The sequence below is a fragment of the Dongia mobilis genome (genome assembly GCF_004363235.1).
Classification (GTDB): domain Bacteria; phylum Pseudomonadota; class Alphaproteobacteria; order Dongiales; family Dongiaceae; genus Dongia; species Dongia mobilis.
Genome location: NZ_SNYW01000001.1, coordinates 1 through 12,061 on the forward strand (window position 1 = coordinate 1; position 12,061 = coordinate 12,061).

Consider the following 12,061-nt stretch of genomic DNA (forward strand, 5'->3'; position numbering starts at 1 on the left):
GGCTGCTGTGCGGGTTGCGGGGCGGCGGTTGGCGCCGGCGCGGCTGTGGCGCTTGGCGCGGAAGCGGCTGGCATCAGCACGACATTGGCGGTGAGGGAGGAGGAATCCCAGGGGGTCTGGGCGTTGTTGGTTTCGGCGAGCACGCGGATGCGGACCGAGCGGTGCACCTCCTCGATCGAGGCGCCGGGGCGGCGCATCTCGGCGGCGAGCGCCAGGGTATAGGGCGAGTTGTCGCCATTGCCGTCGACCGAGACATCGCCGGGTGCGGTCGAATAGCCGACGAAGGAGCCGCGCGGCGCGTCGACGCGGGCAAGGCCGCGCGAACCCGAGCGGAAGCTGCGCGTCATCGGGTTGTTGCGGCAGGCGTCGAGGAAGACGAGGTCGATGTTGTTGGGGGCGTGCTCCATCTGCGCCAGGATGCTCTGTGCCGAGACGGCCTCGATCTCGACATCGCCCTCCTTCTCGATCTGGGCGCCGACCGGCAGCAGATAGTTGACGCCGTCGACCTGCACGCCATGGCCGGCGTAATAGAACAGGCCGATGGCGTCGCTGCCGGCGGCCATCAGATCGGCACCGAAATCGCGCACCGCCTTCTTCATCTCCTTCTGGTCGGCATCGGTCACCAGGCGCACCTTGAAGCCGAGCGCACGCAGGGTGTCGGCCATCAGCTCGGCATCGTTGACCGGGTTCTTCAGCCGGCCGATGCTGCTGTCATAGGCGCCATTGCCCATCACCAGCGCCACCCGCGCACCCTGTGCCTCCCCCTGTGCTGCTGCCGCCGACAGCCCGCCTTGAACCAACTGAGCGAGACAGGCGACCAAGGTGACAAGGAACCAGGCGGCAATGCTTCCCGGGATGTGGCGGCCATCAAAACCGAGGCCGTGTCGAGGCAACATGGCGATAGACCCTCATTCTGATCGGTGGTGGCAGCCGGCGCCGGTCGCGTGGGAAAAGCCCCTGCCACGCTGCCCTGACTAAGCCGGTGCGGCGCATCGCGAAATGACGCCTGTCACAGCTTTGTCCCCGATTGTGGCCCCTCAGCATAACATGGCTGCGGCGCCCGCAGCAGGCGACCGCAACGCAAACGCCCCACCTTGGGGTGGGGCGTTAGTCAGTTTTTATACCCTAAGGCGCTGGATTCACTATGTTTGGGTATGTCCCGGCAGCACCTTCCGGGTGCCGCCGCCACCCCGGGCCTGGATTTCGGTCCGGCGCCGGAATTCAGGGGACCAGCTTGTAACCGCCGGAATCGGTCAGCAGGATCTGCGCCCTGGCCGGATCCTTCTCGATCTTCTGGCGCAGGCGGTAGACATGGGTCTCCAGCGTATGGGTGGTGACCCCGGCATTGTAGCCCCAGACCTCGCCCAGCAGGGTTTCGCGGCTGACCGCTTTCTGCCCGGCGCGATAGAGGTATTTGAGGATCGCGGTTTCCTTCTCGGTCAGGCGGATCTTCTTGCCGGCCTTTTCGTCCACCAGCATCTTCACATTGGGCTTGAAGACATAGGGGCCGATGGCCAGCAGCGCGTCCTCGCTATGGGCGTGCTGCCGCAGATGCGCGCGCAGCCGCGCCAGCAATTCGCCGAGGCGGAAGGGCTTGGCGATGTAGTCGTTGGCGCCCATGTCGAGGCCGTGAATGGTATCGGCTTCGCCACTCGATGCCGTCACCATGATGATCGGCACGCTGACGCCGGCCTTGCGCAGGCTGGCACAGACCTGGCGGCCATCGTCATCGGGCAGGCCCACGTCCAGGAGGATCGCGTCCGGCCGCTCGGCCAGCGCCATCTTCAGCGCCTCGGCGCCGCTCCCGGCCTCGACGCAGGTGAACTCGCCTTCCAGGGACAATTGCTCGGCCAGGGTGGAACGCAGGCCTTCGTCGTCATCGACCAGCAGGATGCGGCGCTGATGGGCCTGGCTCGATGTCCCGCCTTGGCCCATCTTCGGCAATTGGCTCATGGGTACTGGAACTCCCCGGTTGCTGGGGTTCAGATAACACTCGACCTGGGTGGAAACAAGGGAACCGGCAAGATTATTGCTCAAGATGGCCTCGCAAAGCGGGATACTTCCGTTCTCGGTCCGGCGCCGGGCGATCCGGCATAATCCGGGGCTGGGCTTGACCGGACCTCGGAAAAATCCCCATATGCCCCGCATGCTTACACGCGGGAAGCCTGCCCGATCCTGCGGCCAGCCTCGGTAACAAGGGTGTGACTGCACCTGTTTGTGACCTCATGAGCACGAATCCGGACCATGACTGCTGCTGACAAATCTGCGCCCGATCCGACCGTCTGGACTGCGACCTGCCTCGCCCAGGTGGAGCGCGCGATGGCGGAACTGCGCCGCGGCGGCATCGTGGCACTGCTGGACGGCCAGCAAATGGATGGCCAGCAAATGGATGGGCAGCAACCGGCGCATCGGCACGCCGCCCTGGTGATCGCGGCCGAGATGCTGGAACAGCCGGCGCTCGCCACCCTGCTGGCGGCGAACAATGCCGGGCAGGGCGGGACCGGGCGCGGCATTCGCCTAGTGGTCACAGCCGAGCGCGCCAATGCGCTGGTCCGGCGCGGCCTTGTGCCCGCACCTGCGGCCGCGACGGCGGCCGATGATAGTCATCGCCTGCTGGCCCTCTCCGGTGCCCTGGCGGCCGAAGCCATCCGCCAGATCGCCGACCCGACGGTCGAACCCGTCGCCTGGCTGGCAGCCGGCATCGTGCCCGTCGCCGATGTGGCACCGGCGCTCTGCCAGGGGGCGATCGAACTGACCAAGCTGGCGCGGCTGCTGCCGGCGGCCCTTATTGTTCTGGTGCCGCATTCGGCGCTCGAGCGTTGGGTCGATCCCGCCTTCCGCCTCGAAGCCGCCGATCTGCCGGCCTTCCGCCGCAACGCCGCCGCCAATCTGCGCCGCGTCGGCTCGGCCCCGGTGCCGCTCGACGGCGCCGAGAGTTGCGAGATCGTCGCGTTCCGTCCCTCGGATGGCGGCAAGGAGCATCTTGCCATCGTCATCGGCCGGCCGGATACCAGCCAGCCGGTCCTCGTGCGGTTGCATTCGGAATGCTACACCGGCGACCTGCTCGGAAGCCTGCGCTGCGATTGCGGCCCGCAATTGCGCGGTGCCATCGCCGCCATCGAAAAGGCCGGCAGCGGCGTGCTGCTCTATCTCGCCCAGGAAGGGCGCGGCATCGGCCTGGTCAACAAGCTGCGGGCCTATCGCCTGCAGGATGCCGGGGCCGATACGCTGGATGCCAATCTGCAACTGGGCTATGGCGCCGACGAACGCCTGTACGAGCCGGCGGCCGAGATGCTGCGGCAATTGGGGGTGGGGGCGGTGCGCCTCCTCACCAACAATCCGGAAAAGGTCGCAGGCCTCGCCCAATGCGGGATCGCGGTTATCGAGCGCGTTCCGCACGTGTTCCAGGCAAACGACCATAACGAGCGCTATCTCAGCACCAAGGCGATCCGCTTCGGCCATATGTTCTGACCCCGAATAGCCCTTCCTGGCACGGCCATTGCAGGGCCATGGCCGGGAATGAGTCCCGAATGGCCGCGGCAAAGCCCGGCCGGACATGCGAGATCGAGGTCAAATGGCCGGCACCGCCAACATCATGCTGCCAGGAGCGCCGAACCAGCCGGTTCCGGGCGGCACACGGCTGGGTGCCATCGAGGGCGGCATGGACCGCCCCGGTGCCATCAATCAGGCGCAATTCCGCCAGCTTCTCGAGGCACAGCGCATCGCCGGCGAGGCCGCCGCCGCGCAGCCCGGCATGACCCTGGCCGATTACCGCAAGCTGGCCGGTCCCATGCCGGCGAGCCAGGCGGCACCCCCGACGCCGCCTGCCCCCCTTGTTGCTTCGGACGGCATTCCCAACCTGACCCCGGAACAATTTGCCGTGCTTACCGGCATGGCCCCGGCGGCGGATGCCGCCAGCCAAAGCCCGGCGGCATCCGCCGCCAGTCAGACACCGGCGGCGCCGACGGTTTCGCCGCAGCTTGCCGCGGCGGGACTCCCGCCCGATGCGGACAGCGAAGCGGATGGCGCCTTGGCCATCGATCCGGCTGGTGATCCCGGTGCGATCGCGGCCGCTGCCGGACCGATAGAGGCGGATGGACGCACGGAAGACGGCGCCGGGGAGGCGACGGATCCGCGCGTCGTCTGGTTCGATACCATGCCCGACCGCGATGATCGCCGCAGGCTGGAGGGTCAGGGCAAGAAGGTGCGCCTGAGCGAGACGCCGGGCGCCCGCGAATTGTTCCTGGGACCGGATGGCAGCTTCGGCTGGGACGATTTCATTGATCTCATCAATCCGCTGCAGCACATCCCGGTCGTCGCCCAGATCTATCGCGCGGTGACCGGCGACCAGGCCTATGCCCTGTCGCAATTCGTCGGCGCGCTGCCCTTCGGCCCGATCTCGGTCGCCAGCGCCGTGATCGACACGACGCTGCGCGCCCAGACCGGGCGCGATGCCGGGACCGATCTTGCCGCCAGCATCCTGGGCGTCGACAACCGCACCCCGGAAGAAGCCAACCTGCATCTGGTGGCGCCGCCATCGCGCGATCTTGCAGCAATGCCGGAACCACAAGGCGGCGATCAGCTGCAGCAGGCCGCCCTGCCGGCGGGCTTTGCCGCCTGGACGCGGGAATCGGCGGGGCTGCCGGGTGGTGCGGGCTGAGGCCCTTCCGGTCCGCAGAACCTCACCGACCCGCAAATGCGATCTTGAACCGGCGCCGGCTGGGGGCCATCTTCGCGCGGTCTCTTCCCGCGGCCATCCAGCCGGATGACCCTGCAGTCAGGCGCCATGATCCACGCATTCCTTTCACGACCCGGCCGCCGTCGCCTCATCCTTGGCCTGCGCACGCTCTTCGGGCGCCGGCCGATGGGCTTCTTCATTCCCTATCGCTATGCGGCCAACGTCGCCGTGCCGGGACCCTATGCGGCGGCTGACGATCTCTGCCGCGCGGCGCTGCCGGCGATGCGCGAGGCCCTGGCCGATCTGGGCCGTCATCGCGACGCGCTGCTGTCGATCGGCAGCGATGCCGCGCCGCCGGCGCCGCGCTGGCGGCAGGATTGGTTCGCCCCGCTGGACGCCGCCATGCTCCATGGCTTCATCCACCGCCACCGGCCGCGCGTCTTGATCGAGGTCGGCTCCGGCCACTCCACCCGCTTTGCCGCCCGCGCCATTGCCGATTGTGGCCTGACGACCCGCCACGTGGCGATCGACCCGGCACCCCGGGCCGATATCGCCGCCTTGCCAGTGGAGCTCCATCGAAAGCTGCTCGCCGACACCGATCCGGCCCTCACCGACGGGCTCGGCTCCGGCGACATCCTGTTCATCGATTCCAGCCATATCCTGATGCCGGGCAGCGATGTCGACCAGCTCTTCAACCGCGTGCTGCCGCGCCTGGCGCCGGGCGTAATCGTCCATGTCCACGACATCTTCCTGCCGGAGGATTACCCGCCGGCCTGGCACTGGCGCGGCTACAACGAGCAATCCGCCCTGCTGCCACTGCTCACCGGCGGCGGTTTCCGCCTGCTCTTTGGGAGCCATTTCGCGGCGCGCAATCTCGCCGCCGAGATCGCGGCGACACCCCTTGGCGCACTGCCGCCCGATATCTCGGCCGCACCTGCCACCTCGTTCTGGATGCAGCGCGCGGGGCGGGACTAGCCCTTCGGCTGCACCGAGACCTGGCGGATCCAGTAGCTGCCGCCGACATTGGTGAAGAGAACGCCGTCGAAATCGCCCTGCAGCGTCGTATCGGTGGCGGTGATGGCGACCTTGCCGTCGATCAGCACCGTCATCTTGCCGGCGGCGTCGCGCGTCAGCGTGATGTCATGCGGCTTGCCGTTCTCGAGATTGAGCACGCCGTTGAGCGAGCCCAGCGCCACCGCCCCCTGGGCCGAGACGCGCTGCAGCTGCAGGCTGGTCTGGTTGCCGGGCTGATAGCTGACGCGATACTGGTTCTGCGCCGAGGCGCCCTGATAGAGCGTCAAATGCAGGCCGCCATAGCGGTCCTTCGAGGTGAAGCTGGTGGTGAAAGTGAAGGCAGCCGGCAGCTTGGCCTTGGCATAGATCGAGGCATAGCCGTTCTGGCCGCCCTGGCCCTGATTGCCCTGCGGATTGAGGATGCCGCCCAGCAGCGTCTCCAGGTTCTCCTGCCGGCGCATCTTGCTGACGAGGCCGAAATTGCTGCCGCCGCGATCGATCGTCCAACTGCCGGCACTGACCTTCCAGGCGGGATTGCTGGCAAACTCGCCATCGGCAAAATCGTCGAAGAAGGGCTTGGCCTGGGACGGGGTCACGGCCGCCTCATAGGCGGCGATCGTCTTCTTGAGGTCGGCCAGGAAATCCGGCGAGGCGGCCTTGTCCTTCTCGCCCTGGGCGATGATCGCCTTCAGGTCGGTCAGCATCTTCTGCGTGGCCTGGCCCTGCTGCGCGCCGGTCCAGGGCTGGTATTGCTGGGTGCCCGACTGGGCCGCAGCCGGCGGCACGACAAGTACCCCGGAAGCCGCCAGCCCGGCCAGCGCCGCGCCCGCCAGCAGCGCCGCCCGCCAGCCAACCCCCACGCCAAACCGCCGGCTGCCCTGCCGCCGGCTGGGACCACTTTCCCGCACCTCGCCTTCCCGTGCGCCGATCGCCCGTGAAATGTTCATGACAAACCTCCCAATGTTCGCGGTTTTGGTTCTAGGATCGCGGAGCGAGTCGCGCGACCCAGCGCATTGCATCAATTGTGACACAGTTTCGGGCAGAATCGGATTGGCAGATTTTCCGCAGCGATGGGACCGGGTGGCCCTCGGCCGCGATCTTGCCCTGGTCGCGGCGGGCACGGCCGGCATGCTGCTTCTGGCGGATAGCTGGGACTGGCCGTTCCTGGCAGTGACCGCAGCGCTGGCGGTCAGCGCTGCCACTTTTGTCATCCTGCGCCACCTGCCGCCGCGCCAGCCGGCCCCGGCTGCGCTCGCGGATGGTCCGGCCGCCATGGTGGAGACCGATGCCGTCCTGGCGGCAGCGCCGCGGGCGGTGCTCGATGCCCTTTCCGCGCCGGTCCTGGTGCTGGACGAGGATCGGCGCATCCTCCTCGCCAATCTTGCGGCGCGCGATCTGCTCGGCCCCGAGATCGAATCGCGCAGCCTGCTCTCCGTCCTGCGCCAGCCGCCGCTCCTGGCGGCGCTCGAGATTCTCGGCAGCGGCGAGCGGTCGGCACCCTTCGACCTTGCCGAAATCAACGGCCACGCGCTCGCCGCCGAACTGGTGCCGGTCGAGGGGCAGCCATCACTCGGCCCGGGTCGCGCCGCCAGCCTGATCGTGTTCCACGACGTCTCCGGCCTCAAGCGGGCGGAAAGCCTGCGCAGCGATTTCGTCGCCAATGTCAGCCACGAACTGAAGACGCCGCTCGCCACCCTGATCGGCTTCCTGGAAACGCTGAAGGGGCCGGCCCGCAATGACGAGCAGGCCAGGGCGCGCTTCATCGACATCATGCTGGCGGAAGCCCAGCGCATGAGCCGCATCGTCGCCGATTTGCTCTCGCTCTCACGCATCGAGCTCAACGAGTTTCAGCCGCCGGAGGGGCGCGCCAATCTGAAGCGCATCGCCGGCTCGGTCATCGACGGCCTCGGCCTCAAGGCGAAGGAGCGGGGCATCGTCCTGCGCCTGTCGGCGCCGGACAGCGTGCCGGACATCCCGGGCGATGCCGACGAACTGACCCAGGTGCTGCAGAACCTCGTCGACAACGCACTCAAATACAGCCGCGACCAGGCCCTGGTGACGGTCGAGCTGTCGCTCATCACCGAGCCCGCGCTGCTGCGCCTCAACCTGCCGCAGCAGCGCGGCGCGCCCGCCGCCATCGCCCTCTCGGTCCGCGACCAGGGCCCCGGCATCGCGCGCGAACATATCCCGCGCCTGACCGAGCGCTTCTACCGGGTCGACAATGCCCGCTCGCGCGAGATGGGGGGAACCGGCCTCGGCCTTGCCATCGTCAAGCATATCATCAACCGCCATCGCGGCAGGCTGGAGATCCAGTCGGTGCTGGGCCAGGGCAGCGTCTTTACCATCTATCTGCCGATGGACTCGCTGCCCGCCGCACCGGCGCCGGTTGCTTCCTGAGCGCCGCCCGCCTGCTGCCGCCTGCCTGCCGCCTGCCGCCACCGGGCCTGACCCGGTTCTGTCATCTTTCGGCAGGAAACATATCGGGCCAAGGGACTGGCCGAAGCGGAGCCAACTCCCGGCCCCGCCGCCGTCCGGCGTCGCGACCCTTGTCATATAATCGTCATCAAATCGCAAAGGGCATGTCACGCAAGCGACCTAGAACGGCTTCGCTTGGATCCACCCAACAAAGGTTTTATGCCATGAAGCGTCTTCCCCTTGCTCTCGCCGCCGCCGGCGTCACCGTGCTGATCGCCGGTGCGGCCGAAGCCCGCGACCAGCTCCACATCGTCGGCTCCTCGACCGTCTATCCGTTTTCGACCGCCGTTGCCGAGGAATTCGGCAAGGCCGGCAAGTTCAAGACGCCGATCGTCGAATCGACCGGCACCGGCGGCGGTCTCAAGCTGTTCTGCGCTGGTGTCGGCGAAGGCACCCCCGATATCGCCAATGCCAGCCGCAAGATCAAGGACGGCGAGATCGAGACCTGCAAGTCGAACGGCGTCACCTCGATCACCGAGGTGCCGATCGGCTATGACGGCATCGTCATCGCCAACTCGAAGAAGGGCCCGGCCTTCAGCATCACCCGCAAGGAACTCTGGCTGGCGCTGGCCAAGGAAGTGCCGCAGGACGGCAAGCTGGTGCCGAACTTCTACAAAAGCTGGAACGAAGTGAACGCCGCCCTCCCGGCCGAGAAGATCGAAGTGCTCGGCCCGCCGCCGACCTCCGGCACCCGCGACGCCTTCATCGAACTCGTCATGGATTCGGGCTGCAAGGGCGTTCCCGAAATCGAGGCGATCGAGGATTCGAAGGCCAAGGCCGGTGCTTGCGCCGCGATCCGCGAGGACGGCGCCTATGTCGATGCCGGCGAGAACGACAACCTCATCGTGCAGAAGCTCGACGCCAACCCGCAGGCGGTCGGCATCTTCGGCTACTCCTTCCTCGAGGAGAATACCGACAAGCTGCAGGGTGCCAATGTCGACGGCATTGCGCCGGATTTCGACCACATCGTCTCGGGCGAATACCCGGTCTCGCGCACCATGTACTTCTATGTGAAGAACCAGCATGAGGGCGTCATCCCCGGCATCCGCGAATTCGTCGCCGAATTCACCAGCGACAAGGCCGCGGGCGAGGAAGGCTATCTCGCCGACAAGGGCATGATCCCCTTCCCGACGGAGAAGCTGAAGGAAGTGCAGATGAGCGCCGGCGCCCTGAAGCCGATGATGTAAGCCTGCCAAAGACCTATCTCGACTATCGCGACTGCAACCCCTCCGCCGGTGACGGCGGAGGGGTTCTTTCGTCTCATGATCGTAGCAGGTCGGCTGGCTGCGTGACGGACTATCCCTTGGCCCTTGGATGTGCCGCCTGGTAGACGCCGAGAAGCTGGGCCGCGTCGATCTCGGTATAGCGCTGGGTGGTCGAGAGCGAGGCATGGCCGAGCAGTTCCTGGATGGCGCGGAGATCGCCGCCGCCGGCCAGAAGATGCGTCGCGAAGGAATGCCTGAGCGCGTGCGGCGTCGCCGTCTGGGGGAGGCCGAGCTGCGCGCGCAAGGCCTGCATCGCCCGCTGCACGAGGCGGGGATTGAGGGGGCCGCCCCTGACACCGCGGAAGAGCGGGCCATCGGCGGCGAGCTTCCACGGGCAATGCGCGCGGTAATCGGCAATCGCCTCGGCCACGATGGGCAACACCGGGACGACGCGCGTCTTGTTGCCCTTGCCGGTGACGCGCAGCATGGCCCCGGCTTGTGGCGCCGCGCCGGCCGTCAGGCCGAGGGCTTCCGAGATGCGCAGGCCGCAGCCATAGAGCAGCAGCAGGATGGCGAGGTCGCGCTTCTGCAGCCAGGGCTCGTCATGCAGTGCCGCCACCTGGTCGAGGGTGGCCTCGGCCTCGGCGGCGTTGAGGGGTTTCGGCACATGGCGCGGCAGGCGCGGACCCCGCTGGGTGGCCAGCGCGCCGATCTCGAGGCGCCCGTCGCGGGCCAGGCGCCGGGCCAGGCTTTTCACCGCGGAAAGGGCGCGGGCATTGCTGGCCGCGATGAGGCCGCGGCTCTGCCGTGCCGACAACCAGGCACGCAGGTCCGCCTTGGCCAGGGTGGCCAGGGTGGCAAGGCTGGCCGGTTCGCCCCGGTAATGCGCCAGGAAGCGCAGGAAATCGCCGACATCGCGGGCATAGGCCTCGCTGGTCGCAGCTGCGACCCGTCGCTCGCGACCGAGATAGTCGAGCCAGTCGCGCATCGCTGCCATGAGATCAGGCGCGGCGAGCAGCAGCGGATCGGCTGCCAGATCGCTTTCGGAAAGCCCGGGATCGCTTTTCGCAAGCGCCGGGCTGGGTTTGGCTGCGCCCCGCTGCGGGGCTTTGCTCAGGGCTTTGGCAGGTCCAGCCACGAGCGGACGCCGAATTCGATGATGCGCCCAAGGAAGCTCATCAACTCGGTCCCCTGGCCGGCATGGAAATAGCCGGGATGGCGCGTGCCGAAGGCAATCAGGCCGGCCGGCGCCATGCCGCTGATACTGAGACGCAGCAATGCGTCCGAGCGGACGAGGTCGGCCGCCCCCCCATAGATCTCGGGATCGCCCTCGATATCGTCGCGCAGCCAGACCTTGCGGTTGCGGCCCATCAGCCGGTCGACGGCGCCGCGGTCGAGGAACTGGATGCCGTCATGCTTCGGCCGCCGCGTGGTGACGTCGGTCAGTTCGACGCAGAGGCTGACCACGTCGACTTCGAGCAGGAAGGCGAGATCGCCGGTGACGATGTCGATGAAGCTTTCAAAGGTCTCGGCCTCGAGCAGCGCCAGCACCGAATTGTGGATGCGCTCGGTGGTGTTGAGGTTGTCGCGGCTGTTGGCGATGATCTCGTCCTGGTCGGCGCGCAGCTTGGCGACGTCGCCCTTGAGGCGCTCCATCATGAATTGCTGCAGATCGACGACACCGTCGCCCTTGTGGCGGCCGGGACTGACCTGCGCGTCGAGCAGTTCGGGGTGCCGCGCCAGGAAGTCGGGGTGGCGCTTCAAATAGGCCGCGACCTGAGCTGCCGTCACGCTGCCGCCGGTGCTGCGCGCCTTCGCCTTCACATTGTCGACCGGATCCGCCATGGCGCCTGCTGATCTGTTGTCCCGGTTAAGAAGTCTAGCGAAGGAATGTGGCGATGCCGCGATGCGCCCGGCGCATCATGTGGCGGTTAGAGAATCGACTGACCGGTCTTGGCCCAATCGGCCAGGAAGGCCGCCAGGCCCTTGTCGGTCAGCGGGTGGTTGAACATCTGCTTCAGCACATTGGGCGGCAGCGTCGCGACATGGGCGCCCATCTTGGCCGCGGCCACGACATGGACCGGGTGGCGCACGGAAGCGACCAGCACCTCGGTCTTCAGCGCGGCATAGTTCTCGTAGATCTGGCAGATGTCGGCGATCAGTTCCATGCCGTCCTGGCCGATATCGTCGAGGCGGCCGACGAAGGGCGAAATGAAGGTGGCGCCGGCCTTGGCCGCCAGCAGCGCCTGCGCCGCCGAGAAGCACAAGGTCACGTTGACGGGGATGCCGTCGGAAGAAAGCACCTTGCAGGTCTTCAGGCCGTCGACTGTCAGGGGCACCTTGACGCAGACATTCTTGGCGAGCTTGGCCAGCTTGCGGCCTTCCTCCAGCATCGCCTTGTGTTCGGTCGCCGTCACCTCGGCACTGACCGGGCCATCGACAATGGCGCAGATCTCCTTGATCACGTCGAGAATCGGTCGGCCGGATTTCGCGATCAGCGAGGGATTGGTGGTGACGCCATCGAGGAGGCCGGTCGCGGCCAGATCCTGGATTTCCTTGACGTCGGCGGTATCGACGAAGAACTTCATGTGACTAGGTCCCGGAAGAAAACTGACATAAGACATAAGAAGGATGCGGGAAGAGAACGGGCGCCGTTCCTTCTGCCGACCACGAATCAGATGAACCCGAG

The 12,061-nt window shown here is 67.2% G+C and carries 11 protein-coding genes; 5 read left to right on the forward strand and 6 right to left on the reverse strand.

All coding sequences use genetic code 11. The features are described 5' to 3' along the window. Both A8950_RS00005 and A8950_RS00010 read right to left on the reverse strand, forming a co-directional pair. On the reverse strand, nucleotides 1–896 hold an 896-nt coding region (locus A8950_RS00005; protein ID WP_208109678.1), incomplete at its 3' end, for a caspase family protein. Between the two features lie 325 nt (nucleotides 897–1,221). After that, nucleotides 1,222–1,953: a response regulator transcription factor gene (locus A8950_RS00010; RefSeq protein ID WP_243735475.1), complete on the reverse strand. Its 732-nt coding sequence runs from the start codon at nucleotides 1,951–1,953 to the stop codon at nucleotides 1,222–1,224. A 291-nt stretch (nucleotides 1,954–2,244) separates the two neighbouring features. Here A8950_RS00010 and ribA point away from each other — a divergent pair, with 291 nt between their 5' ends. The 3 genes from ribA (at nucleotide 2,245) to A8950_RS00025 (ending at nucleotide 5,653) form a co-directional block, all read left to right on the forward strand. Further along, nucleotides 2,245–3,471: a GTP cyclohydrolase II gene (gene ribA, locus A8950_RS00015; protein WP_243735476.1), complete on the forward strand. Its 1,227-nt coding sequence runs from the start codon at nucleotides 2,245–2,247 to the stop codon at nucleotides 3,469–3,471. 103 nt (nucleotides 3,472–3,574) lie between these two features. Beyond that, nucleotides 3,575–4,660, forward strand: a complete 1,086-nt coding sequence (locus tag A8950_RS00020) for a hypothetical protein (protein ID WP_133611432.1) — start codon at nucleotides 3,575–3,577, stop codon at nucleotides 4,658–4,660. 126 nt (nucleotides 4,661–4,786) lie between these two features. Then, nucleotides 4,787–5,653 (forward strand): class I SAM-dependent methyltransferase, encoded by an 867-nt coding sequence (locus tag A8950_RS00025; protein ID WP_133611433.1) that lies wholly within the window; start codon nucleotides 4,787–4,789, stop codon nucleotides 5,651–5,653. Here the strand turns inward: A8950_RS00025 and A8950_RS00030 are convergent. Beyond that, nucleotides 5,650–6,639, reverse strand: coding sequence for a hypothetical protein (locus tag A8950_RS00030; RefSeq protein WP_166644911.1), 990 nt, complete (start codon nucleotides 6,637–6,639; stop codon nucleotides 5,650–5,652). The genes A8950_RS00025 and A8950_RS00030 overlap by 4 nt on opposite strands. 103 nt (nucleotides 6,640–6,742) lie before the next feature. Between A8950_RS00030 and A8950_RS00035 the strand changes: the two genes are divergently transcribed. Together A8950_RS00035 and A8950_RS00040 are read left to right on the forward strand one after the other, a co-directional pair. Further along, the gene (locus A8950_RS00035; RefSeq protein WP_166644912.1) at nucleotides 6,743–8,089 is read left to right on the forward strand and encodes an ATP-binding protein; all 1,347 of its coding nucleotides are present in this window, start codon (nucleotides 6,743–6,745) and stop codon (nucleotides 8,087–8,089) included. Nucleotides 8,090–8,331: 242 nt separating this feature from the next. After that, nucleotides 8,332–9,354 (forward strand): PstS family phosphate ABC transporter substrate-binding protein, encoded by a 1,023-nt coding sequence (locus A8950_RS00040; RefSeq protein ID WP_133611436.1) that lies wholly within the window; start codon nucleotides 8,332–8,334, stop codon nucleotides 9,352–9,354. Between the two features lie 109 nt (nucleotides 9,355–9,463). Here A8950_RS00040 and A8950_RS00045 read toward each other — a convergent pair whose 3' ends face one another. The 3 genes from A8950_RS00045 to fsa form a co-directional block, all read right to left on the reverse strand. Further along, entirely contained in the window at nucleotides 9,464–10,510 is a 1,047-nt protein-coding gene (locus A8950_RS00045; RefSeq protein WP_243735477.1) for a tyrosine recombinase XerC, read from the reverse strand. Beyond that, nucleotides 10,486–11,217 carry a DUF484 family protein gene (locus tag A8950_RS00050; protein WP_133611438.1) on the reverse strand — a complete coding sequence of 244 codons (732 nt, stop codon included), beginning with the start codon at nucleotides 11,215–11,217 and terminating at the stop codon, nucleotides 10,486–10,488. The genes A8950_RS00045 and A8950_RS00050 overlap by 25 nt, the downstream gene beginning before the upstream one ends. Nucleotides 11,218–11,303: 86 nt before the next feature. After that, entirely contained in the window at nucleotides 11,304–11,960 is a 657-nt protein-coding gene (fsa, locus tag A8950_RS00055) for a fructose-6-phosphate aldolase (RefSeq protein WP_133611439.1), read from the reverse strand. Nucleotides 11,961–12,061 lie beyond the last annotated feature (101 nt).

What these genes read in the sequence shown, in the direction of transcription:
- A8950_RS00010 (WP_243735475.1), bottom strand. Translation starts at nt 1,953, where the DNA reads ATGAGCCAATTGCCGAAGATGGGCCAAGGCGGGACATCGAGCCAGGCC.
- ribA (WP_243735476.1), top strand. Translation starts at nt 2,245, where the DNA reads ATGACTGCTGCTGACAAATCTGCGCCCGATCCGACCGTCTGGACTGCG.
- A8950_RS00020 (WP_133611432.1), top strand. Translation starts at nt 3,575, where the DNA reads ATGGCCGGCACCGCCAACATCATGCTGCCAGGAGCGCCGAACCAGCCG.
- A8950_RS00025 (WP_133611433.1), top strand. Translation starts at nt 4,787, where the DNA reads ATGATCCACGCATTCCTTTCACGACCCGGCCGCCGTCGCCTCATCCTT.
- A8950_RS00030 (WP_166644911.1), bottom strand. Translation starts at nt 6,639, where the DNA reads ATGAACATTTCACGGGCGATCGGCGCACGGGAAGGCGAGGTGCGGGAA.
- A8950_RS00040 (WP_133611436.1), top strand. Translation starts at nt 8,332, where the DNA reads ATGAAGCGTCTTCCCCTTGCTCTCGCCGCCGCCGGCGTCACCGTGCTG.
- A8950_RS00050 (WP_133611438.1), bottom strand. Translation starts at nt 11,217, where the DNA reads ATGGCGGATCCGGTCGACAATGTGAAGGCGAAGGCGCGCAGCACCGGC.
- fsa (WP_133611439.1), bottom strand. Translation starts at nt 11,960, where the DNA reads ATGAAGTTCTTCGTCGATACCGCCGACGTCAAGGAAATCCAGGATCTG.